Genomic DNA, 22,750 nt, shown 5'->3' on the forward strand with positions numbered 1-22,750 from the left:
GGGCGCCGCGCTCCTTCTAGGCGGACCAACCTCCAATCCAGCCCCTTGAACAATGCCGCGAACAGCGCCGGCGACATCCGCATCAAGCTGTCCGCGATCGCTGCCATACGAACTGGCGACCCTCAAGGCGCTTGTGAAGCAACACAAGGCCCGTTCGATCCGACACCAAAATCTTGATTCGGTTCGCTCGTTTCGATCGGAACACGAAGGCTGCCCCGCTGAACGGAGTGAGACGAAACATCTCCTGCACCTTCGCCGCAAGCCCATCGTGGCCACAGCGGAAGTCGATCGGCCGCGTTCCAACGTGAATCTTCAGATCAGCACCGGCCGCAATCATCGTGATGGTCGCACCGCACGGATCACATCCGTCCGCAGGACGACATCACCAATCGCGATCTCAAGCTTGATCCGCCGGAGCAGAAAGCTCCTCCAAAGCACGTTCCACGACGAGCGGAGCGAATATCGGCGGGGATGCCTCGCAAGGCGGCAACATGCCTCGCTGGTGAAACCCCCGTCGGCCATCGTAGATCTGCCAGCGCGTCGCTCCGTGCCTGCGCGCGACCTCGGACATCTGGCACCGGGCAACAGACGCTCGGCGACAATCCGAGCTCCCTCAGCTTCCGAACGCACGCGGCGCATGCTTAAAAATTCCAGCGGGCTAACCGGCCCTCCGGATGGGCCATCCAAATGGACGTCCTTTTTGCTGTCAATCCCATCCAAAACCTCCGTCCAAAGCCGGAGGTGTCTTCGCATAGCTATCCAGATCCCGAAGCGAGGGTTACGAGTGCTTACCGCTAATCTCGTTGGCCAGGAGTTCCAATATCGGTCATATCACTTCACCGCAGGATGCAGATCGCTCCTCCGGTATGGACCATCGTGGCGGGACCTTAAAGTCAGCGACGTGTAGAAATCGCGCGCGCCACCTGATTACGCTTTGGCGCTTTCGTCGATAAAGCGCAACTTGGTTAACTTACCAAGCCAGCCGCATTTTATCTGCCGCAGTTATTGCCCGCTCGCCAAGCCTTCGCTTGGCGAGATGAACTGACAAAAACCGGGCGATTTAGACAGCCAGCACTGTCTCGACCAAATTCACCCAATACCCGATACCATATGGCAACGCTTCATCGTTGAAGTCATATGCCGGGTTGTGCACACCGGCAGTCCGCCCGTTTCCAATGAAAATCATTGCGCCTGGCCGCGCCTCGAGCATGTAGGCAAAGTCCTCGGCCCCCATACGCGGTTTGATGTTCTCGTTCACATATGCGGCGCCGACCAGACTGCGTGCTGCCCTCATCGCCAGATTGGTCTCCTCGGTGTGGTTGAAGGTCACCGGGACCGATCGACGGTATTTAAACTTGATATCCGCGCCAAATCCGCGCGCGATGCCTTGGGCCGCTGTCATGATCTGGCGTTCGGCAAAGTCTCGCAGCTCCGGAATATGAGTTCTGACAGTGCCGGCCATTTCGACTTGATCGGCAATGACGTTGTAGGCGTTGGCGGCATTCAACTTCGTCACTGAGATCACAAGCGAGTTGATCGGATTCGTGTTGCGCGAGACCAACGTTTGCAAGCCGACGATGATCTGTGCGGCAATGACGACTGGATCAATGGTCTCATGCGGCTTGGCCGCATGGCCGCCCCGACCCTTCACGACAATGTCAAAATCGTCTTGCGAGGCCATGATCGGTCCATCGCAAATGCTGAACTTGCCGAGCTCGGTGCCTGGCGCGTTGTGCATCCCGAAGACTTTGGAGATGCTGAAACGGTCCATGATTCCTTCCTGGACCATTTTTAGGCCGCCGGACGGAAGTTCCACTTCTTCTGCCGGCTGAAAGATCAAGGCGACGCAGCCTTTGAAATTCCGCGTCCTAGCAAGATACTTCGCAGCGCCCAACAACATCGCCGTATGACCATCGTGCCCGCATGCGTGCATTTTACCCGGCACTTTCGAGGACCACGGCTTGCTTGAGGCCTCAAGAATCGGCAGCGCGTCCATGTCGGCCCTCAACCCGATGGTGGGACCGTCTCCACCCTTCCCCTGAATCAATGCGACGATACCGGTTTCAGCTATCCCCGTTTCGATGTGATTGATACCAAACGAGGCGAGCTTCTCGGCGACGAAACTCGCCGTGTTGTGTACCTGAAAGCCGAGCTCTGGATTTTCGTGAAGATAGCGGCGCCACGCGGTTACCTCTCCTTGCAAATCACGAAACTGATCAACACTATGCATGTCAGACCTTCAAATCCATCCATTGTCGATACAGCACCGCTCGAGCGTGCAGCGGGCTCTCGGTGAGCAGCGTGAACCGGCGCCGCGCAATTTTTGCTGCAGTCCCTCGCATTCTGACTTTTTTCAATGGAGTACGCCGTAAGCAAAATGTAGAGATGTCATGGCAGGACGTCGCATCTATTTGGCCAGACCTTGTCGGCTTCTGCACTCTGCTCGAAAGCTCCAACTTGCCATAGTCTCTTAGGCCGCCTTGCTCGATATCCCACAATTTCGTGCGGCCATTGAGACACAGGCCTAGAACGCCAATGAAACGTCATGGCCTTTCAGACTTACGGCGAGAGCTCGGCATGCACTTCCTTTCTGCTACGTTCGTCTTCCTATTGTTATATGGCCACCGCTGGCATTTTTCGCGGAGCACGAGAAGTGAGCAATTGCGAGCCAGTTTCGGTCACGACCACAACCTCTTCATGCAGCATCAGCTTCGGTGATCCATCGAAATATGAGGGATATGAGGTGCTCGGTTCAATATTAATGATCATGCCTGGCTTTAGTATTGTCTTGTCGTCGGGTTGCACCGACGGTAACTCCGGCATCCATAAGCCCATGGAGTGTCCCATTCGGCCGATGTTGGTGGCTGTACCGCGATTGTTTGAGCCATTTAGTACGGCTGACATTACGCTCCAGACATCACAGATCGGAATGCCGGGTTTAGCGGCGGCAATTCCCGCTTCAGCGGCATCCCAAACGACCTGATAGGCATCCTGGGTGTGCGGATCAGCTGCACCGAAAGCAAAGTGTCGATCGAAATCGCTCCAATAAAAGTCGAACAGGCAGCCGGCATCAATAAACAGCACGTCTCCATCCGACAGAACTTTGTCGGTCGGAACACCGTAAGGACGCGTATATCCCCCGCGGCCAGAAACACCCACTATCTTGCTTGTCTTCTCGACCCCGCGACTGAAACATTCGAATTCGAACTGTCGACAGGCCTCGCGTTCCGTCATACCCAGACGCAGTTTTGATGCCAAATTTTCGAATGCTTCCGAGACAAGCCCGCATACAGTTCGAATTCTGTCAATCTCTAGCGGAGACTTGACCATTCGCAGGGGCGTGAAAACCGGATCCGATGCGTCGACGAACGTTCGAGGCTTGATGGCGTCCGCTACACGCAAGAAATCTCCCGCGGGGAAACCAAGCCTACTCTCCGCGCCAAGCTCTACGCCGATTCTAGCGTGCTCCGGCAGTAATTCACACACCGCCCGTGCGAGAGCGGAAACACCCTCATCTTTCGGATTTGGGCTAGGCCAGCTCCGGCACTCTTTTAGCCAGGTCGTGTCTTTATAAAACTGGTCGATCCCCTCTGGGACGACGGCAACGGGGTCAGCTGAGGAAAGAATGAGAAGAAATCGCGGCCGAGTCGTCTGCTGAGGGGTCGTGCTAGGCTCACCAATGAAATATCGCAAATTGTGTTCGGAAGTCGCCAGAAGCGCGTCAATGGCATGCTCTGTCATCAAACGCCGCGCGCGCTCGACGCGGCCCTCGTATTCGATCCGTGGAAACGGATCATACTGAATGGTCCTAATCGAACCAATCCCCATACCGTTCATCGCTCTTCTCCAGAGAAACACGTCAATCGCAGGACGACCGACAATTTAGATGCCGGTTCGACAGCAGATGGCCGCCTTCGCGCGCTCATTCGACAATATCCTTCGGAAGAGCTGCGCGCAGTTTTTTATGCGAAAGCATCGGAACACCGAGCTCCTCCGCGAGCAGACGAGCAACTCCCTTGAAAGGCGCTTTCAGCTTGTCGTGATACACGATGCTTTGGATCCCGCCTACAATGGAATGCACGCAAGCTCGCAGGTCGATCAAACGACTTTCCTGGCCATAGCCTTCCGACGCGAGCCAGTGGTTTGGCAAGACATGACTTGCCGCGATTGGTCGGCCATCGCGCGACTGCAATATCGCGTTCGTGAAACTCGGCTCGAAGTGGACGCCTCCAATGCAGAGCACGGAGTGTACCGGCGCCTCGATATGATCGAAAATTCGGAGTAGCGATCGCGCCAGCACTCGGGCCGCAAAAGGATTTGCCCAATCTTCGGGCGAGCTTCCGATCTCGATATCGATAGTCGACGGCCGTAGGTCAGCGAGACGGGTACCAGCATAACCAGCCTTGACGCCCGACCAGTGTGTCGCTTCCAGATACGTGCGATAGGAGTCGAGACCGGAAATGATCCGCTGGGCTTCAATCACTAGCAGAAGCCCCCGCGTAATCCGTGGGTCGACAGCACTGAAGGTTCCCGTGCCCAGATCGCCGGTCGTTTGAACCGAGAAAATTGCGTTTGGCGCATTGGCGCCCTCGTGCCAATTCACGATGCCAATAACAGCGGCATCACCAAAGCGCTCATTCAACATTGGCGCGTAGCGCGCATAGTCGTTACTTACGACCTCGTTCGTTGCCACGATGGAAATCCTGGCACCCTGCAAGCCAGCGACCTCGAGCACTGAGTACCCGTCGAGTTCGGAATTTGTTGGAACAAGAGTACACTCGGCTTTGAGAGCATTGAGAACATGCCCTGCGACGGGGTCCTTTTCTCGATCGACGCAGAAGACAAAGACGGCATGTTTCATCGAGGTCCTCCGGCGAGTTCAAAGCAGATCGCGAGCGCGATCTTCAACTTGGCGCCTTCCTTTCGACGTTCTCCGAAAAGATCCTGCCCTTTGAACCGAATTCCGAGCTCGCATACCGAGAACTGGCGCGCGGCAGGCGATTAACTCGAGCCCGAATAGCGCGACAGCGGCGCCACTCGCGAACTGAGTCCTTTTATGGACTGGCCTCTTTGGCTGAGCAGCAAGCGAGGATCGCGCAAATTGACAATCGCGACAGCGGATCCGCGAACCAGCAGCGCACTCAGCCTGGTTGCACGACGAACAAGAACAAATCCTGCCGCCATATGCGGGAGACGGCGAGGCAATTGGGGCGAAGAGCCCCTCATCCAGGAGAGCGATCGACTCTGGCGTGCAGGCCTCTGTTTTGGCTCGATTTCGAAAGAAATGCGTCAAAGACACAGCTTTGTAGGGTCCTACACCACCGCGTATTTATTATAGCGTTGCCACGCCAACATCGTGCGTTCTTTTGAAGATCCCGCAGTATTTCTGCGCCGATCACTAATAGTTCGCTTGAAACCATTGGCGCGCTGGAAAGGCAATCATCAGAAGCGATAGCAGCATGGTATTCGGCAACAAACCACCTGCTAATCTGGGGTGGGCGCGTCCTGCTTGCGGGCCAATTTTGAAGTCGGGCGGTTCATTATGGCTTGACATGTAGTGAGTACGTCTGAGAACGTTATCGTTCTGATGATGGTGTACGGGAGAGCGCGATAAGCCTGCAAAGGCGTATCACCACCGTGCAGCACACGATGGGCACGATCGTTGTTATTAGATCTGGTATTACCAGAGTTACGACGGCCTATGCGCTAGCCTCTCGCGGCCATTCCAACTTTTTGACCGGCAGCGGTATCTCACGACAATCGTTTGCGAACGGCGGTCAAGTCTCTGGAGCAAAAGCGCCTCCGGTTGAGGCAGCATATCTCGCAAGGTGGCCAGAGCGAAAGAGATCATCTGCACAGATTGCGACCGGTCGCACCGACGCGGTTCACTCAGGATGGGTCGCGAGTAGCGCGCATAGCCCACGAGTTCATAATTAGTATAAGCACACCCTTCGCCGACGCGCCCGACGTAGAACAAATATTCAAGCCGACGACAGAAGCCGTGCAAGCGTCGCATGTGTCAACGTATGAGAGGGCGACGATGTCGTCGGCAGGATCGACTTTAGCTTGCGGGAGCCCTCACCTCGTGCAGTGTTTCGATCAACGCTCGCTCGAACAGATCTAGGCCTTCGTCCATTGTCTCCAGATCAATCGTGAGTGCAGGCATAAACTTTACGACCTGATCAACGGATCCGCATCGTTCGACCATCAGGCCCTTCTCGAACGCCTTTCGCGTAGCCACCGCGGCAAGTTCGGCTATTTGGCAATCAAACCCTATGGCCATGCCGCGGCCTCGAACATTAAAGCGGTTTCCGTGCTTCGATGCAACGAACTCGAGCCGCTGTCGCATAACATCCGCCTTCCGCCGAACCAGCTGCGAGAACGTTGAACCGCGCCAATATGTGTTTATTGCGGCGGTTGCAGACACAAGTGCAAGATTATTCCCTCGGAAGGTGCCAGTGTGCTCCCCTGGCTGCCAAGCGTCGCACTCCTCTCTGATCAGTAACATCGAAAGCGGGAGACCGTACCCACTTAGCGACTTTGACATCGCAACAATGTCAGGCGCCAATTCGGCAAACTCGAAGCTAAAAAAGTCTCCCGTCCGACCGCATCCCATCTGGATATCATCGACCACGAACAGGGCGCCAACGTCATGCGCAATGGTTTGCACTGATCTCAACCATTTCTCACTGGCTACGTTTATGCCGCCTTCACCTTGCACCGTTTCCACGACAATGGCTGCTGGCTGATCCAGGCCACTGCTCTCGTCGATCAATAGCTTTCGGAGGTAGTTAGCGGTATCGACGGTTGGACCAAAATATCCATCAAAAGGCATGAAGGTCGTCCCGCACAATGAGACGCCACTGGCTGCGCGATAAAACCGATTACCGCTTGCGGCGGTCGCCCCTAAGCTCATGCCATGATAGCCCTGCGTAAATGAAATGACGTTTTGACGCCTAGTCACTTTGCGTGCGAGCTTTAGAGCGGCCTCGATGGCATTCGCACCTGTTGGCCCGGTGAATTGGAAACGATACTTCAAACCTCGTTCCCGAAGTATGGCACGTGTGAACGTTCGCATAAAGTCAAGCCTTGCGGGAGTGGCCATATCAAGACCGTGGACAATAGCGTCCGATGCGAGATACTCGGCGATAGTCTCCCTGATTGCATGGTTGTTGTGGCCGTAGTTTAGCGCTCCGGCACCAGAGAAGAAATCAATGATCTTTCGGCCATCTTCAGTTATCATGATTGACCCGCTCGCACGGCTGAAAATAGCGGGAAACGAACGCGAGTACGATCGAACGTTGGACTCGAGAGTTTCGAACTCGTTCATCTCGCTCGATTGTCTGATTACCATGGTCTCTCCTCGACGTCGATTCCACGAACAAGCGTGTGAGGATTTTAGCGATCGCCGTCCTGCAAGAAGCGGTTTTCCATGACTGGGTCTTGTCCATTGAGGATTCCTAGCTCCGATCAGTTACCTGAGAAGTACGCACCGGCAAAGCAACTAGGATAGGTAGTATTCCCGCGATAACCGAAGGCTGATAAGCGTAGCTATCGGTATCTGGCCCCTCGGTTTCGATCGCCGCGCTGGGCAGCGGGGCGTATTGCAGCGGTCATTCGTGGGGAACTCGATGAGCGTGCAGGTATCCTGTGCGTTTTTTTTCGACGGGCTGATGGCCGAGCACAATGCGATTACGGGGCAGGCAGCGCCGGCCTCCAGCGGTTTAATGACAGAGCATCAGCGGGCGCGACGAGAATTCCATGATCGGCGGTGGCCTTCTCTCCGAAACCCCAACGATTGTCGGCGTGTCCGCAGTCGGATTCGCCCGCCGAGGAGTTGCGGAGCTCGGAAGTCTACGCAATGTGCATCTCCTTTCGCGCGCCACGGCGTGTGGCTGGTATGATTGCAACGTCTTCGGCGCCGTCGATGGGGTCCAGAAGCACGTCTGCGATCTGCGTGCCGAGGTTCCGGTCGAGCGGCTGCGGCGCATCGTCGCAAAACAGGCAATTCTCGCCGCCGGCGCCGAGGAGCGTCCGCTGCTCTTCCGCGGCAATGATCTCCCTGGCGTGATGATGGCCGGTGCTATGCGCACCTATCGCGTGGCGCCCGGGCAGGTCAGCGGCTGTCGTCACCAAACGACAGCGGCTACACGTTGGCCCGCGATCTCGAACAAGGGTTGTGCGGCTTGTGCCGATCGTTGATGGCCGCGCTGGCTCGACAGCAGGGGTCTATAAAGGCTCGGCCTTTATCACAAATGGCGGTTTGGTGCCCGATGCCGAAGGCGGCAAGGCCCACTCCGCCATCACAATCTTGCAGTGCAGGAGAAGCTCGCCGTAGACTCGCTCGCCATGTCCGGCGGCTTTAGCCCAGTCACTCATCTCGCTTACCATCGCGGTGGCAGGCCGGAATGATCGGTTGCCGAAGCCGCTTTCCTAGAGTCCGAGGATCACAAGGGAACTTTCGCTTGCCGGGGCCGCCGCCAAGTCAAGCGCTCTCGCGGCTGCCTGGTGGCGGGAGCCAGGAGGGCCGCCGCGCTGCTAGATAAGCTCGAGATAAGGGCGGAGCCGCGACGTACGGCGGGGTCGAAGGAGAGATCGTCACGTACCTGCAAGCCGCCTCGATCATTCCCGGTACAAGGAGCAAGGCCTTCACCGATTTCCAGAACGACGTCCATCACCAGGATATCGGCCTTGCGGTTCGCGAAGGGTATGCTCACGTAGAGCTTGCCAAGGGCTACACCAGCAACGGGATGGCGACGGGACCAAGGCAAGCTCCCTAACGTCAACGCGGTCGAACTTCTCGCCGAGGTCGGGACGTATCACCCGGCGAGGCTGGCACTACGACCTTCCGTCCACTCTATGCCCCGGTTTCCTTTGGGGCGCTCGCCGGCACTTCGCACGGCAAGCATTTTCAGCCGGCACGCAAGTCCCCGCTGCATAATTGGGCAGCGAAAAACGGCGCGACCTTCGTGGAGACAGATCTTTGGTATCGTTCCGCCTGGTTTTCGCTTGCCGGCGAGAAGGCCTGGCGCGAAAGCGTCGACCGAGAAGCGCGGAACGTACGAATCAACGCGGGCCTATGCGACGTCTCGACTCTGGGCAATATCGAAGGCTAAGATGCTGCTGAATTCCTAGATCGCGTTTTTTGCAACGCCTTCAAAAAACTAACCATCGGCAAGACTCGTCATGGCCTGATCGTCCGCGAGGATGATCGCGGTCGCGGGGCCGAAGGCGCAACTTATCCTGCAGAAAATTGTCGACGAATATATTCCAATGAAGCGTTCACCTTTCTTGCCGCCAAAGAAGGCTTGCTATTCGGCGGCAGGCTTTCCGGCAGGTTCTTCCGGATTCCTTCTCTGGCGAACTGGCCTACGACTTGGCGGTTCCCGCCAACGACGGCGAGGCCATGGCCGATGCGCTGATGGAAGCCGGCAAGGAGCACGGAATCTGCGCGTATGGCGTCGCGACGCTGTCGGTGCTGCGAATCGAGAAGGAGCACGTCACTCATAACGAGATCAACGGTACGGTCGTCCCGGTTGATCTCGGCTACGGCAAGATGGTCTCAGTCGCCGAATGCTCGACCGCGAGGATCCGCGCGTGACGACCGGCATCAGCTCGGCGGCGGTGTGCCGCTGGATTTCAGGACTTCCTTCCGCAGCGGTTCACACCATCTCGAAAATCGGTGCCGCAGCTACGCGCGAGAACGACCAGGGCTATGTGAGCTCTAGCTGTTACTCACCGCACGTCGGATCCATCATCGGCCCAGCACTCGTAAGGCGCAGCTCGTCACGCCATGGCGAAGAAGTGCAAGTGTGGAACGGTATTCCCAACGAATGCACGCCAGGCCGCCTTTGCCATCCCTTATTCGTCGATTCCGTCAACGAAACGCTGAAAGTCCGAGCGCGGCGGACGCGAGGCCTTCGCTGTCCAGGGCGCTTCGTCCGGTCAGTGCTTTGTGGTCGGCGAGGAACCTATGTCGATGGCGGCCTTCGCCGACGTTGAGCGGAAACTGAGGCCGCATGCTGTCGTCGTTGATCAGAGGCACGGCCGTATCCGTATGTAAGCGCTTAGCCGTCACCCTATTGATGCGGGCTTGACGCTTTGCGGAATCGCCACGGCATGAGGTCTTCGATCCTGCTGTGGGGATGGCCGTCGATGATCGCCTCGAGTGTTTCGGCGATGTAGGCAGCAGGGTTTACGTCGTTGAGTTTGCAGGTGGCGACGATCGAGGCGAGCAAAGCCCAGTTTTCCGCCCCGATTTCATGTCCAGCGAAGAGCGCGTTTTTCCTGGTCAAGCAGATCGGCCGGATGGCGTTCTCGACCGGGTTGGTGTCGAGCTCGAGACGCCCGTCTTCGAGGAAGCGGGTAAGCCCCTGCCAATGATTGAGCGCATAGCGGATATCCTCGACGAGCGTCGAACCGCTGGAGATCATCGACAGCTGTTTCTCGAACCAGGACTTCAACGCGGCGACCATGGGCAGCGAGTGCTCCTTGCGCGCGGCCAGCCGGATGTCCGGCGATGCGCCGCGCACCATGGCTTCGATGGCGTAAAGCTGGGCGATGTGCCGAATGGCGGCCTCGGCGATCGGCGACTTGCTGTTGCGGGCCAATCTCACAAAGCGCGGCGCAAATGGCTCCAGCAATGCACGAGCCTCCAAGGCCCTTGCGGTCGAACGACTTCGGTCAGCCGGTCATATCCGTCATAGGCATCGCATTGCAGGAAGCTTCCGCCAAAGCCGTCCAGGAACTGCTCCGCGAAGGCGCCGCTGCGACCGGGGGCATATCGGACAACACGATCGGTGGACTTGGACCGCTGTGGCCACGGTCGTCTGACGCGATCGCCCAGAAGTAGCCTTTCTTCGTTTGACCTCGCCCCGGATCAAGCACCGGTGCCGTGGTCTCGTCCATAAACAGGCGATCCGCCATCCATGGCCAGGTGGCGGCGCATGTGGTCCGCGATGGGCTGAAGATGGAAGCAGGTGCGGCCGGACCAGTTGCCCAGAGTCGCCCGATCAAGCCGAATGCCTTGACGCGCATAGATTTCGGCCTGTCGATAAAACGGCGTGTGGTCGCCAAACTTGGAGACGATCACATGAGCGATAGCCGCTTCGGTCGGCAGCCCGCCGGGCACGACGTGTTCCGGTGCGTGCGCCTGCGCGACAGGGCCCGAGCAGCGGCGACAGATGTATTTCGGGCGGCGCGTGACCAGCACGCGCCATTGCGCCGGGATCACGTCGAGGCGTTTGCTGACGTCCTCGCCGATCTTCGTCATGGCGCCGCAACCGCAGGGACAGAGCGTGCTCGCAGGCTCGATGATCCGTTCCACTCGCGGCAAATGGGCAGGCAGACAGCCGCGATTGCGATGGGAGCCTCGATCCGTGGCTCGGTAGATGCAGGTTTTGTCGGACTAGCTTTGTGCAAAGATGCTGGGTAAGATCATTAATATCCACCATTCCTTCCTGCCGAGCTTCAAGGGAGCAGTACAAGCAGGCCAAAAGCGGGGCGTGAAGCTAATCGGCGCGATGGCGCATTACGTCACCACCGAGCTCGACGAAGGTCCAATCATCGAACAGGATACCGCACGCATTACTCACGCCGGTGGAGGATTACGTTTCGATTGGTCGCGACGTGGAAAGCCAAGTTCTAACTCGGGCCATCCATGCGCATATTTGACTACCGTACCCTTCCTCAACGGCAACAGAACCGTGGTCTTCCCGGCGAGCCCCGGCAGCTATGCATCCGAAAGGATGGGGTGAGCGATCGCGGGAGTAATTATCGGGAAGCAGATCGCCGCATCCGTACAAGAATGTCGTTGGTACCTTCCGATGCCCCGGAACAGTGTCAAGCCCCCGTCCCACTAACATGTTCGCTACTACTACCGTGCAACTCACATTGCATATGAGCGGTAGTTGCCTAACCAAAAGATTTTAGTCTGCGGAACGAGCCATTCTCGCTATTTTTTGGTAGGCAGCGCGATAGCGCCCCTTCTTCAACAGCGATTGTGACGACTCTGGTAGCGTGAACACTAATACGCTGGGCCAGTTCGGCGCCGCACCGAGCTCGGAGAATCATGGGACGCAGTGGTTTGACTAAGCCAGCCTCAGTTGCTTAGCAGGTGAAAGAGGTATCTAATAGTTAGTTCTGTCGTAGGGGTGACAACGTCATCGGGCGCGCCGAACGTGGGTGTATGTAGTGGCGACTCATTGCCAGGTGCTCGACTGCCGAACATGAAGTATATCGAGGGTACGGTAGCCGAATAGAAACCAAAGTCGTCGCTACCTGATGGCCGGTGAATCACGTCAAGGAGAGCGTTCCCGCCGACGGTCTCATGAACAAGTTGCCGAAACCGCTTCACCATTTCTGTGTCGTTGATCACAGGGGGTTCGCCAGTGCGGATGACACAGCAGGCGTGGCCGCGGTGCAGAGCGGCAACGCCTTCGGCCACCTCGCGCACTCGCTGGCAAAGCAGCGCTCGACGCTCCAAGCTGCTGGTTCTGATCGTCCCTTCCATAACGACCGACGGACAGATGATATTGGTCGCCTCACCGCCGTGGATGGTACCGATCGTGATGATTGCGCCGTCCCCCACTGGGATTTCTCTCGAAATCACCTTCTGCACCTCGTTGATGAAGGCGGCAGCAATAGCGATCGCGTCGATGCCTTTGTGCGGCGACGCACCATGGGCCATCTTCCCAGTGATCGTGAGCTTGAATTGATCGCCCGACTGGGTAACCGGCCCCTCCTGCGCCCAAAACATGCCGGCGGGTGTCTCAGGACTGACGTGAAAGCCGACCGCTCGGTCAAATCCATCGAGCAACCTTTCCTCCACCACTGTGCGTCCGCCGAGCGGTTCCGCCTCCTCGGCTGGCTGGAAGAACACGCGCACTTTTCCGGCGAAATCGTTGCGTAGCCGGTGGAAAGCGAGTGCAGTGCCCAGCGCGATCGAGGCGTGCAAGTCGTGACCGCAGGCATGCATGACACCATCGACCTGCGAGTGATACGGCAGATCTCCGCGGGCCTCATGGATTGGCAACGCGTCTATGTCTCCGCGCACCGCAATCGAGCGCGTCGGTCCCGGAGCGGTGCCTTCAATGTCCACATACAGGCCGGTTTTGTGGAAAGGCTTGGCACCGTTCAGCCCGAAGCGCTGCAAGAGGTCTCGGATCCGCCGCTGCGTTTTCCATTCGGAATTCGACAACTCAGGCTCGCGATGCATGGCATAGCGCAGCTCCATTATCGCTTCCCGTTCGTCAATTGACAGAAGGTTGTTGCTGCGCCCGCTCACCGTTCTAACCTTCTCACCTGGGAAACCCGATTTCCTTGTAGCGAACGTTGTCTATCGTCGATAGGAAGAAGAAAGACAGCAAATACCAACACAGGAGCGCGTAAAACGAGCCCATGTGGTTAGTCTCCGAATAAATTCTTCATCGACTAAGGAGATCGCTGAATGAGACCCCAACGTGTCCAATGGAGTGTGAACCTTTCATTGGAGCTACGCGCGCGCCTTTCACGCGACCGGCGCTGGGGTGCGGTCCGTTTAAATGCGCGCACAATTCCGCAGCTCCGAAACTCCGCTGCCAGGTTCCGAGGACGAGCGACTGTGTGTCCACAAGGTCACCGCCCTAGTGTCCCGAGTCACAAGTTCGCAATCGTAGATTCGCATTAGATACGCGTCGCTGTGCCAGAGATGGCGGCTGCAACAGCGACGGAGGATCTGATGGCGGCCCAGCGACTTGCGCCCTTGGTATTGAGCGATGATGAGCGTGCTGAACTTCAGTCGCTGACAATGCGGCGAAAGACGGCGCAGGCGTTGGCTCTGAGAGCCCGGATCGTGCTGGCCTGCGCGGAAGGCGGTCAGAACAAGGAAGTGGCGGCTAAGCTAGGCCTGGAGCGGGGGACGGTAGGCAAATGGCGGCGGCGCTTTGTAGAGCAGCGCGTGGCTGGGCTGCACGATGAGCCGCGCTCGGGAGCACCGCGCACCATTGACGATGGCCGCATCGAAGCCGTGATCGTGCGGACGCTGGAAAGCTGCCCCGAGAACGCCACTCATTGGAGTTCTCGGGGCATGGCGAAGGCCAGCGCCTGTCGGTGTCGACGGTGCAACGCATCTGGCGGGCCTTCGGGTTCCAGCCGCACCGGCTGGAGACATTCAAGCTCTCCACCGATCCGAGCTTCGTCGCCAAGGTGCGCGACGTCGTCGGCCTCTACGTCTCGCCGCCGGCACATGCCATCGTTCTGTGTGTAGACGAAAAATCCCAAATCCAGGCGCTGGACCGCAGTCAGCCGATGCTGCCGATGCGTCCCGGTCAGCCGGCTCGAAGGAGCCATGACTACAAAAGGCACGGCACCACATCGCTGTTCGCCGCCCTCGACATTGCGACAGGACGGGTCATCGGCAAATGCTACGGACGCCACCGAGCCGCCGAGTTCCGCAAGTTCCTCGACGAGATCGAGGCCGCCGTACCGGGCGAACTCGACGTCCATCTCGTCAACTATGCAACGCACAAGACGCCGCTGATCCGGAAATGGCTGGCCAAAAGGCCGCGTTGGCATGTGCACCTGACCCCGACCAGGTCGTCATGGCTCAACCAGGTCGAGCGCTTCTTCGCGCTTCTTACCGATAAAAAGATCAGGCGCGGTGTCTATCGCAGCGTAGCCGCCCTTCGGGCGGATATCGCTCGTTCATCGAACGACATAACGCAGATCCCAAGCCGTTCCGGTGGACCAAGTCAGCCGATGACATCCTTGCATCCATCGAACGCTTCTGCCGTTACAATGCCCCGGTACAACACGACGCGATGTTGCGAACTTCTGGTTCAGGACACTAGCTCGGCTGCAGCTTGATAACTCCTGTGTCATTCTGGATCGCGATATCGGTCCCAAATGGTCTCGAGAGCTCTTGTAGACGCCCCAGTATACCTTCTGCCCGCAGCCCGGAAGCGAGCCGCGGAACCCCTCGGTTGGCGAGCCTCTTGGTATGACCGAGCTCGATCGGATAAAGCCGTAGCTCAGCAAGTCGGCTATGCTTGAACCGGCTCACAGCAATAATACTCTCATAAAAGATTGGATCGGAGAACCCTGGGTCCGTTACGTACCCGCCCGCCATCTCTGCTGCCGTCACCTCGGCATCAGTGTTTGTCCTTGGATCCTTTTCGTAACCGGCGAACATATCAGCTCCCACAGGGGTGCGGAGGTCGTCCATAATGAAGTTTCCCAAACTATAGAAGATTGGGCGGCCCTTGTAGAGCTCGATCCCACGCAGCTGGTGGGGCCCGTGCCCCACATATGCATCAGCACCAGCGTCAATGAGTTCACGCGCGAACGATTGCTCGTAACTGGGCGGCACTTGGCTCCAATTTCCTGGCTCATGCCCGTGGTTAGTGACTATGCAGAAGTCGGTGAACTGCTTGCCCTGGCGAACATTTCGGCGAATGCCGGCCACGTCTCCTGGATCAGCTATATACTTGAAGCCAGCCTTGTCAGCGGCTTCGTATACTACTCCAGCAAGCACAACACGGCTTGCCCCCCCACAATCGCATCTGAAACCAGGCAACGAATCCCGCACTCGTCTCAAACTTTCGAGCATCTCTGGTGGGACCAGGATTGTCCGCGTCAAACGGAGCGAGTTGAGTCCCGGCCGACCAGACGCCTCGCCAGCTGGATCGCATGCCCGGGACATCGGCGTGAACGTTGAAGCACACGACAGCAGTGCCACGCGCCCCCTTGTGGTCTCTAGAAAACGAGCGGCGCCGGCTTGTGCAAGGTTTTCGCCCACACCTGCATGAACCAAGCCGTTCAAATCGAGCGCCCGGCTTGTCTCACGCATCCCTTCGACACCCCAGTCAAACGAATGGTTATTGGCGCGGCTTACAGCATTGAATCCCATGTTCTTCAAGTCCGGCCCGAGCTCAGGCACACTGACATGATATGCACCCCCGTACTCAGCCTGAGGGCTTCCTTTGAACGATCGTATATCGAATATATTGGTTTCCAGGTTGCCGAACGTAACGTCAGCATCACGAAGAATCTTGATAATGGTTCCGAAGCCGGCGTCCTGAGCTTTGGTTAGCGGTCTCGTCACGATGAGGTCGCCGACTGCTACGAGGGTGAAGCCGTCCGCTACGTTTGTTGCAATCGAACCAACGGTATCATAGTGGTCGGCCCTCTGGCCTTGGTTCTCGTCAGAATGTCTCACCATAGGCTCCTCAACAGATTGATCGCTTGAAAGCGAATGCGGCCGCCTACCTCTACTTATACCATCGCTGTCAGCCACGCTCTGCCCGGCTATTTCCGTAAACGCGATCCAGACGGTGGTCACACCCCACATGTAAAGGAGCGAGAGGTTACATTACCAGTCGGCTCGTGCATGTGTGACAGGGACTAGCGGATCTTGAAAGTCGTAGAGGTATCGCTCTCAACCTGACACACGCATACCCACCGTGATGGAACACCGCATATCCCACTACGCTCCCGCAGATCAGAAGTGTGAGGTCATTTTGTCAATCGGATCTCAGGGACCATCAAGCGTCTCGGCCTCATTCGCAGTATTCACAGACACGTCAGCTCTGTCATGACCTTTCCCTCATGTTTAATCCGAATGTCTATTCGTAGGTGTTTTCCAGCGCATCGGATCGAGCGCTCTTTGATGCAGTATATTGGGACTGTCTTAGGCACCATTCAATGGCTCCTCCAGAGGATCGGGCCAAGAATTGAGCGCCGAGACAAGCTGGGCGGATATATCCGAAGATGGAGCGCGCACATGGCAACTGACGACTCGTCCGTCTGACATGGACACCAAAGGCGGCACCTCACGAGAGCGTCTACCTAGTCGTCAGTTCATCCATCACCTGTTTGGTTGCCTGATAAGCTACCTCAACGATTTCGTCGATCTCAGCTTCGGAAACAACTAGAGGCGGTGCAAAGCCAAGAATGTCTCCATGCGGCATTGCTCGTGCAATAAGTCCCCGATCGCGAGCCGCCTTCGAAATGCGGGCACCGACCTTCAGCTCCGGATCAAATCGCCGCTTCGTGCGGCGATCGGCAACATACTCAATTGCGCCCAGCAGGCCCACGCCTCGCACTTCTCCGACGATTTCAAGCTGTGCAAACCGCTCATTGAGCCGCTTTTGAAAGTGGGCGCCGACAGTTCGGGCTCGATCGCCTAGTCGCTCATTCTCGACGATATCGAGGACCGCGTTGGCGGCTGCTGCGGCGATTGGATGGCCGCAGTAGGTATATCCATGGGAGAATGCGCCGACGCGATCAGCGGCTTCCTCCATGACCTTGTAAACCTTCTCGCCGACGATAGCTCCCGAGAGCGGCATGTAGCCAGATGTTAGCCCTTTGGCGACTGTAACAAGATCTGGTTCGATCCCGTAGAGCGTGCTCCCGAACGCCTCGCCGGTACGACCGAATCCACAGATGACCTCATCGGCAATCAAGAGGACGTCGTATCGTCTTAGCACCAGTTGGATTTCACGCCAGTAACCCTCAGGGGGCGGCGTGATGCCACCGGTGCCGAGTACCGGCTCAGCGATGAAAGCACCGACCGTCTCGGGCCCCTCTCGCACGATCAACTGCTCGAGCTCGGCCGCTCGTCGGCGAGAAAAGTCCTCTTCCGTCTCACCCGGTTCAGCTCCCCAATAGTGATGAGGCGCGCCTGTATGGAGAACCCCCGGGAACGGAAGGTCCATATAATGGTGATAAAATGACATGCCGGTCATCGAACCGGAGATCACCGAGCAACCATGATACCCGCGGTCACGCGAGATAATCTTCTTCTTTTTGGGCTGTCCACGCAGATTATTGTAGTACCAGACGAGTTTTGCCTGAGTCTCGTTGGCATCCGATCCCGAGAGCCCGTAGAACACTTTGCTTGCCCTGCCGGGCGCCATGCGCACGAGGCGATCGGAAAGCGTGGCCAGCTCTTCGGACGTGTGCGCTGCATAGGTGTGGTAGTACGCCAGGCTGTAGGCTTGACGCGCGATGGCTTGGGCCACTTCGGTGCGGCCGTAGCCAACGTTTACACAGTAAAGCCCAGCAAAGCCGTCGATATAAGTGCGCCCCTCTGCGTCCTTGATATGGATTCCCCTTCCGCCGGTGATGATTGTCGGGTTACCCATTTTGCCGGTGGCGAAATCCTTGAGCTGGGTGAAAGGATGCAGAACGCTCGAACGATCCCGTTCAGCAATGGTCTTGATATCGATCATATAACTCTCCTAACCCGCCAGGTCGCCGAAGCAGACGTATTTCAGTTCCATAAATTCCGCCAATCCGTGTCGTGACCCTTCGCGGCCGACACCGGACTGCTTCCATCCCCCGAACGGAATTGGCGGGCCGGTGAATGAAGCTGTATTGATGCCCAGCATGCCGCACTCCATCCGCTCTGACAGTCGCATCGCTCGACGTAGATTGTTCGTGTAGACGTAACCAGCGAGACCCATTTCACTAGCGTTTGCCCGGGCGATCACCTCCTCTTCCGAATCGAAGGGAAGCACGGCAGCCACGGGCCCGAATGTTTCCTCGCTAGCGATGAGCATGTTTTCGGTGACGTCGCAAAGTAAGGTCGGAGGAACGAAATTAAGATTCAGGCTGGCCCCCTGCTGCCGCGAGACAACGCGCGCGCCCTTTTTCCCCGCATCATCGATTTGCGACCGACATTTTTCGGCGACTGATAACTTGGTCATTGGCCCTATATCTGTTGTCGGCTCCAGGCCATGCCCAACTTTCAGTTGAGCTATCGCGGTAGCAAAGGCTTCCACGAAGGCGCTATAAATGTTTCTTTGCACGTAGATGCGGTTAGCAGCCAAACAGTCCTGACCAGAAGTAGCAAATTTCGCCGCCATCGCACCCTTGACGGCTTTCTCAAGATCAACATCGTCAAACACCAGAAAAGGAGCATGCCCTCCCAACTCGAGCGACACCTTTTTGACGCTCTCGGCTGCCCCCTCAAGAAGCAAACGGCCAACTTCCGTAGAACCCGTAAACGAAAGAGCCCGTATTCTCGCGTCGCTCAACAGGGGCTTCGAAAGTTCGATCGGATTGCCGACGAGCACCTGAAACACGCCCCGTGGGAGCCCGGCTTGCTCAGCTAGCCTGGCCAGCGCCAGCGCCGAAAGCGGAGTCTCGGGAGCAGGCTTTACAATGGTTGGACATCCAGCAGCGAGGGCGGCGCCCGCCTTCCGTGTGATCATCGCTACAGGAAAATTCCACGGGGTTATCGCCGCGGCGACACCTACTGGCTGCATTCGCACGTGAAGCAGGCTTCCAAGCTTATGGCTCGGGATCGTGTCCCCGTATGCCCGCTCCCCCTCAGCTGCGAACCAGTCAAGAAAACCAGCACCGTACGCTATTTCCTGACGCGCTTCCGCAAGCGGCTTACCTTGCTCGCTGGTCACGAGCATCGCAAGTTCCTCCTCGTGCTGAAGCATCAATAAGGCCCAACTGCGCAGAATCGCCCCTCTCCTCGTCGGCAGCAATTCTCGCCATACGTAAAAAGCGCGCTGGGCCGCAGCTATCGCCGCCTCCATCTCTTCTGCGCCGCAACGGGCAACGTCCGCGATCACCTCGCCCGTGGCGGGATCGGTCACATGGTCTCGCTCGTGGCCGGAGACCCATTGCCCATCAACGAGCGCCGCTCCCGACAGAAAATCACGACGGCGCAGAGTTCGGAAACACCTGCTAGCCAGGCCGATTAACTGCGGAGGTTTGTGCCGGGTACCTTGAATCGCCATTCGAGGGCCACGCTGTCATTTTACTGAAATTGCCTGTGCAATCAGGATACCGACAATGCACAGAGATTTGCGTCTCATTTCCGCCTCGCTCGGAGGATTTCCAGCAACGCACATGTACTTTCAGACGAAATACACCTGAAGGCTGAAGCTAACCATGCAATAGGATCGGATAGAGGCCCGCATCCTGGAGATCGTCCAGAAAATAAACCGGCTTGTGTCCGAGGTCGCTGGCGAAATGGCTGGGCTCTGCTCCAGCATGTCTTCGCCATTTGAAGTGCCTCCGGCGAGCGCGTCACAGTGCGCGCACGGCCGACGGCATTCCGCAAGAGCGGTGGGATGGCCCATCCTTTGCTTCCCGCTTTTGCGCCGTTCCTTGCGGGTGCCGTGGGATGATCACCTGGGCTTCTTTTTGGTATTGAGGTGCATTTGGCAGCGTCGGCGGAGTCGTTGGTCAATCGTTGGCGGCCTATCAGATGGTCGGATACGGCACGATTACACCGGCTCCTCGCACGAGGCCGACGCAAGGATCGGCTAGCTGCGCCTCTCCTGTGCATCGGGACCGTCTTCTATGTTTTTGATGCAATCACCGCCATTGCGACCGGCGCCTTATCGTCTTAGACAAAGCCATCTGACCTTGCCCCCTCGACTTAATCCAGATTGAAGTTCGCTCTGGCCCATATGAGGACCCGAGCATGAAGCGCAGCCGATTTACGGAAGAGATGGGGTATTCGGTCCCGATCGCCTGACCTATTTGCTGCGCGGCACGTTTTGACTGACGATCATGGACCAACTCTATCCGAAGGAGAAACGTCATGATCTACGTCGGCCTCGATGTTTCGCTGAATTCCGTTGCGGTATGTGCGGTGGACGAGACCGGAAAGCTTATCCGGGAGGGAACGACGTTGGCGGACGCGCCATCGATTGTGCAGTACCTCGAACCATGGGCTGGTCAAGTTGAACGGGTGGGCCTTGAGGCAGGACCGACGTCAGAATGGCTGACCGCAAATCTAATCGAACTGGGGCTGCCGGCCGTCAGTTTGGAAGCCCGCCAAGATAAGGCGGCGCTTTCGGCCATGCCGGTGAAGACCGATCGGAATGACGCCCGTGGGATCGCGCAGGTGGTGAGAACGGGATGGTTCAAGCCTGTTCACGTCAAGAGCATCGGCAGCCAAAGGGCGCGGACGCTGGCCGCGGCTCGCAAGCATATCGTCCGCTCCATCGCTGCCACAGAGCAAGTCATCCGCGGACTTCTGCGTCCGCTCGGTCTCAAAGTCGGAATCGTCTCGCGGACTCTGTTCGCGACGCGAGTTCGTGAGTTGGTCGGCGATGACGCCTTGCTGGTGGCGATCATGAATCCGCTGCTTGCCGGACGCGAAGCGCTGATGCGGGAGTACGCCCGACTGCATCGTCTGGTTCTGAAGGCCGTGCGCAGTGACCCGGCTTGTCGGCTCTTGATGACGATGCCAGGGATCGGCCCGGTCTCTGCGTTGACCTTCCGCTCCACTGTGGACGATCCCAGGCGATTCCTGCATTCCCAATCTGTCGGCGCCTATCTCGGGTTGACGCCCCGGCGATACCAATCTGGCGAGGTTGATCGGGTGGGACGGATCACAAAAGTCGGAGATGGAGAGACGCGCACAGCCCTGTTCGAAGCTGCCAACGTCGTTCTCAGGCCATCAACCCGATGGTCTCCGATGAAGGCCTGGGCGGTGCGTGTTGCCCACCGGCAAGGAAGCAAGCGTGCGAAGGTCGCGCTGGCCAGAAAGATGGCTGTCGTCCTTCACCGAATGTGGGTTGATGGAACCGAATTCCGATGGACGGCGGTGGCGTAAGGACGCCATCGTCATCCCAAGAGACGCCCATCGCGGGGCGTGGGGATGGTCGAGTTCGTATGATCTGTCGTGGCGTCCGCCCTCCAGGTCGGGTGACTACGCCGAAGAGCTTGAACCGACCATTCAACCGAATCCCATCGTGTGGCGGCTTTGCCGACCACGAACAGAAGCAAGGTACCCGCGGCACGCGCTCTTAAGGGATTGACAGAAGCAGACCGAATACAGAAGCAGATCATCGGGATTTTGAAGGAGCACGAGGCTGGCGTGTCGGTCGCCGATCTGTGCCGGAAGCACGGCGTCAGCGATGCCAGTATCTACAAATGGAAAGCCAAATTTGGTGGGATGGAGGTCTCGGAGGCCAAGCGGCTGAGAACGCTGGAGGACGAGAACACGCGGCTAAAGCGGCTTTTGGCCGACGCCATGCTGGACAATGCGGCGTTGAAGGACCTCCTGTGAAAGAAATGGTGACGCCTGCGGGAAAGCGGAAAGCTGTCGCGCATCTCGTGGAGGCCCACGGGATGAGTGAACGGCGGGCGTGTAAAGCCATCGGCTGTTGCCGCATGACCATGAGATACCGAACGACCCGGGCGGACGAAGCCGGCCTTCGCCAGCGCATGAGGGCGATCGCCCAGGAGCGCCGTCGCTTCGGCTATCGGCGCTGCACGTTCTGCTCAAGCGGGAGGGCTGTGATCAACCACAAGAAGCTGTTCCGGCTCTACCGGGAAGAGAGGCTTGCGGTGCGCCGCCGTGGCGGCCGCAACCGGGCGATCGGGACCCGGGCGCCGATGACGGTGGCGATGGCGCCGAACGACCGCTGGTCGCTTGACTTCGTGTCGGATCAGCTCACCGTTGGCCGCCGCTTCCGTATCCTCACCGTCGTCGATGATTGCACCCGCGAGTGCCTGGCGCTGGTAGCCGACACCTCGCTCTCCGGCACCCGCGTGGCGCGGGAGCTGGACCGGCTGATGATGGAACGCGGCAGGCCGAAGATGGTGGTCAGCGACAACGGCAGCGAGCTCACCAGCAACGCCATCCTGACCTGGGCCGATCAGAGCCGTGTCGCATGGCACTACATCGCGCCGGGCAAGCCCATGCAGAATGCCTTCATCGAGAGCTTCATGTATAGACGGCCCCGCGGATGCAAGGGATTTCAGCAGCACTTTGGTTACCGGTCGGGTGCGTTCA

Annotated in this window: 18 protein-coding genes and 5 pseudogenes; 9 read left to right on the top strand and 14 right to left on the bottom strand. The window is 57.9% G+C overall.

The features are described from left to right. Positions 1-82: 82 nt before the first annotated feature. From tnpB to ectB, 5 genes are all read right to left on the bottom strand, one after another. Positions 83-337, bottom strand: coding sequence for an IS66 family insertion sequence element accessory protein TnpB (gene tnpB / locus XH96_RS39955; protein WP_194389591.1), 255 nt, complete (start codon positions 335-337; stop codon positions 83-85). A 723-nt stretch (positions 338-1,060) separates the two neighbouring features. After that, complete coding sequence (locus tag XH96_RS32835; protein WP_194389592.1) at positions 1,061-2,230, bottom strand: M20 aminoacylase family protein; 1,170 nt, start codon at positions 2,228-2,230, stop codon at positions 1,061-1,063. A 383-nt stretch (positions 2,231-2,613) separates the two neighbouring features. Then, positions 2,614-3,837, bottom strand: coding sequence for a Xaa-Pro peptidase family protein (locus tag XH96_RS32840; RefSeq protein WP_194389593.1), 1,224 nt, complete (start codon positions 3,835-3,837; stop codon positions 2,614-2,616). Positions 3,838-3,922: 85 nt separating this feature from the next. Then, positions 3,923-4,861, bottom strand: coding sequence for a D-aminoacyl-tRNA deacylase (locus XH96_RS32845; protein WP_194389594.1), 939 nt, complete (start codon positions 4,859-4,861; stop codon positions 3,923-3,925). Positions 4,862-6,061: 1,200 nt separating this feature from the next. After that, a complete protein-coding gene (ectB, locus tag XH96_RS32850; protein WP_246789841.1) occupies positions 6,062-7,354 on the bottom strand; it encodes a diaminobutyrate--2-oxoglutarate transaminase in 1,293 nt (430 codons plus the stop codon). A 407-nt stretch (positions 7,355-7,761) separates the two neighbouring features. On the opposite strand from ectB, the gene XH96_RS39455 reads away from it, so the two are divergent. The 5 genes and pseudogenes from XH96_RS39455 to XH96_RS39475 form a co-directional block, all read left to right on the top strand. Then, positions 7,762-8,202, top strand: a complete 441-nt coding sequence (locus XH96_RS39455; RefSeq protein ID WP_246789842.1) for a hypothetical protein — start codon at positions 7,762-7,764, stop codon at positions 8,200-8,202. 482 nt (positions 8,203-8,684) lie between these two features. After that, positions 8,685-8,780 carry a hypothetical protein gene (locus XH96_RS39460; protein ID WP_246790215.1) on the top strand — a complete coding sequence of 32 codons (96 nt, stop codon included), beginning with the start codon at positions 8,685-8,687 and terminating at the stop codon, positions 8,778-8,780. A gap of 189 nt (positions 8,781-8,969) precedes the next feature. Beyond that, on the top strand, positions 8,970-9,116 hold the full coding sequence (locus tag XH96_RS39465; protein WP_246789843.1) for a hypothetical protein: 147 nt from the start codon (positions 8,970-8,972) through the stop codon (positions 9,114-9,116). A 260-nt stretch (positions 9,117-9,376) separates the two neighbouring features. Further along, positions 9,377-9,601 carry a hypothetical protein gene (locus XH96_RS39470; protein WP_246789844.1) on the top strand — a complete coding sequence of 75 codons (225 nt, stop codon included), beginning with the start codon at positions 9,377-9,379 and terminating at the stop codon, positions 9,599-9,601. Continuing rightward, positions 9,574-9,813, top strand: a pseudogene (locus tag XH96_RS39475) (glycine cleavage T C-terminal barrel domain-containing protein); the annotation flags it as partial. The gene XH96_RS39470 and the pseudogene XH96_RS39475, both read left to right, overlap by 28 nt. A 64-nt stretch (positions 9,814-9,877) precedes the next feature. Here the strand turns inward: XH96_RS39475 and XH96_RS39480 are convergent. The 5 genes and pseudogenes from XH96_RS39480 to XH96_RS39495 form a co-directional block, all read right to left on the bottom strand. Further along, a complete protein-coding gene (locus tag XH96_RS39480; protein WP_246790236.1) occupies positions 9,878-10,045 on the bottom strand; it encodes a hypothetical protein in 168 nt (55 codons plus the stop codon). Between the two features lie 34 nt (positions 10,046-10,079). Beyond that, entirely contained in the window at positions 10,080-10,295 is a 216-nt protein-coding gene (locus XH96_RS39960) for a transposase domain-containing protein (RefSeq protein ID WP_371740190.1), read from the bottom strand. Positions 10,296-10,307: 12 nt separating this feature from the next. Beyond that, positions 10,308-10,744 (bottom strand): annotated as a pseudogene (locus XH96_RS39965) (transposase); the annotation flags it as partial. Beyond that, the gene (locus XH96_RS39490) at positions 10,684-10,926 is read right to left on the bottom strand and encodes a transposase (RefSeq protein ID WP_371739904.1); all 243 of its coding nucleotides are present in this window, start codon (positions 10,924-10,926) and stop codon (positions 10,684-10,686) included. The pseudogene XH96_RS39965 and the gene XH96_RS39490, both read right to left, overlap by 61 nt. Beyond that, the gene (locus tag XH96_RS39495; protein ID WP_246789847.1) at positions 10,880-11,272 is read right to left on the bottom strand and encodes a transposase; all 393 of its coding nucleotides are present in this window, start codon (positions 11,270-11,272) and stop codon (positions 10,880-10,882) included. The genes XH96_RS39490 and XH96_RS39495 overlap by 47 nt, the downstream gene beginning before the upstream one ends. Positions 11,273-11,390: 118 nt before the next feature. Here XH96_RS39495 and XH96_RS32865 point away from each other — a divergent pair. Continuing rightward, a pseudogene (locus XH96_RS32865) lies at positions 11,391-11,756 on the top strand (formyltransferase family protein); the annotation flags it as partial. A 344-nt stretch (positions 11,757-12,100) separates the two neighbouring features. Here XH96_RS32865 and XH96_RS32870 read toward each other — a convergent pair. Then, positions 12,101-13,234 (bottom strand): M20 family metallopeptidase, encoded by a 1,134-nt coding sequence (locus XH96_RS32870; protein ID WP_246789848.1) that lies wholly within the window; start codon positions 13,232-13,234, stop codon positions 12,101-12,103. A gap of 483 nt (positions 13,235-13,717) precedes the next feature. On the opposite strand from XH96_RS32870, the pseudogene XH96_RS32875 reads away from it, so the two are divergent. Continuing rightward, positions 13,718-14,828 (top strand): annotated as a pseudogene (locus tag XH96_RS32875) (IS630 family transposase). Here the strand turns inward: XH96_RS32875 and XH96_RS32880 are convergent. The 3 genes from XH96_RS32880 to XH96_RS32890 form a co-directional block, all read right to left on the bottom strand. Beyond that, on the bottom strand, positions 14,825-16,198 hold the full coding sequence (locus XH96_RS32880) for a CapA family protein (RefSeq protein WP_194394353.1): 1,374 nt from the start codon (positions 16,196-16,198) through the stop codon (positions 14,825-14,827). The pseudogene XH96_RS32875 and the gene XH96_RS32880 sit on opposite strands and share 4 nt — an antisense overlap. A gap of 622 nt (positions 16,199-16,820) precedes the next feature. Further along, complete coding sequence (locus XH96_RS32885) at positions 16,821-18,209, bottom strand: aminotransferase (RefSeq protein ID WP_194389596.1); 1,389 nt, start codon at positions 18,207-18,209, stop codon at positions 16,821-16,823. 9 nt (positions 18,210-18,218) lie between these two features. Beyond that, on the bottom strand, positions 18,219-19,733 hold the full coding sequence (locus XH96_RS32890) for an NAD-dependent succinate-semialdehyde dehydrogenase (protein ID WP_194389597.1): 1,515 nt from the start codon (positions 19,731-19,733) through the stop codon (positions 18,219-18,221). A gap of 812 nt (positions 19,734-20,545) precedes the next feature. On the opposite strand from XH96_RS32890, the gene XH96_RS32895 reads away from it, so the two are divergent. Beyond that, entirely contained in the window at positions 20,546-21,565 is a 1,020-nt protein-coding gene (locus tag XH96_RS32895) for an IS110 family transposase (protein WP_194389599.1), read from the top strand. Between the two features lie 201 nt (positions 21,566-21,766). Next, positions 21,767-22,683: pseudogene (locus XH96_RS32900) on the top strand (IS3 family transposase); the annotation flags it as partial. Positions 22,684-22,750 lie beyond the last annotated feature (67 nt).

Source organism: Bradyrhizobium sp. CCBAU 51765 (genome assembly GCF_015291725.1).
In the GTDB taxonomy this organism is placed as follows: domain Bacteria; phylum Pseudomonadota; class Alphaproteobacteria; order Rhizobiales; family Xanthobacteraceae; genus Bradyrhizobium; species Bradyrhizobium liaoningense.

Bases quoted from the DNA above. Each gene is read 5' to 3' on its own strand.
- tnpB (WP_194389591.1), bottom strand. From the start codon at position 337: ATGATTGCGGCCGGTGCTGATCTGAAGATTCACGTTGGAACGCGGCCG.
- XH96_RS32835 (WP_194389592.1), bottom strand. From the start codon at position 2,230: ATGCATAGTGTTGATCAGTTTCGTGATTTGCAAGGAGAGGTAACCGCG.
- XH96_RS32840 (WP_194389593.1), bottom strand. From the start codon at position 3,837: ATGAACGGTATGGGGATTGGTTCGATTAGGACCATTCAGTATGATCCG.
- XH96_RS32845 (WP_194389594.1), bottom strand. From the start codon at position 4,861: ATGAAACATGCCGTCTTTGTCTTCTGCGTCGATCGAGAAAAGGACCCC.
- ectB (WP_246789841.1), bottom strand. From the start codon at position 7,354: ATGGTAATCAGACAATCGAGCGAGATGAACGAGTTCGAAACTCTCGAG.
- XH96_RS39455 (WP_246789842.1), top strand. From the start codon at position 7,762: ATGATCGGCGGTGGCCTTCTCTCCGAAACCCCAACGATTGTCGGCGTG.
- XH96_RS39490 (WP_371739904.1), bottom strand. From the start codon at position 10,926: ATGGCGGATCGCCTGTTTATGGACGAGACCACGGCACCGGTGCTTGAT.
- XH96_RS39495 (WP_246789847.1), bottom strand. From the start codon at position 11,272: ATGACGAAGATCGGCGAGGACGTCAGCAAACGCCTCGACGTGATCCCG.
- XH96_RS32870 (WP_246789848.1), bottom strand. From the start codon at position 13,234: ATGGAGCTGCGCTATGCCATGCATCGCGAGCCTGAGTTGTCGAATTCC.
- XH96_RS32880 (WP_194394353.1), bottom strand. From the start codon at position 16,198: ATGGTGAGACATTCTGACGAGAACCAAGGCCAGAGGGCCGACCACTAT.
- XH96_RS32885 (WP_194389596.1), bottom strand. From the start codon at position 18,209: ATGATCGATATCAAGACCATTGCTGAACGGGATCGTTCGAGCGTTCTG.
- XH96_RS32890 (WP_194389597.1), bottom strand. From the start codon at position 19,733: ATGGCGATTCAAGGTACCCGGCACAAACCTCCGCAGTTAATCGGCCTG.
- XH96_RS32895 (WP_194389599.1), top strand. From the start codon at position 20,546: ATGATCTACGTCGGCCTCGATGTTTCGCTGAATTCCGTTGCGGTATGT.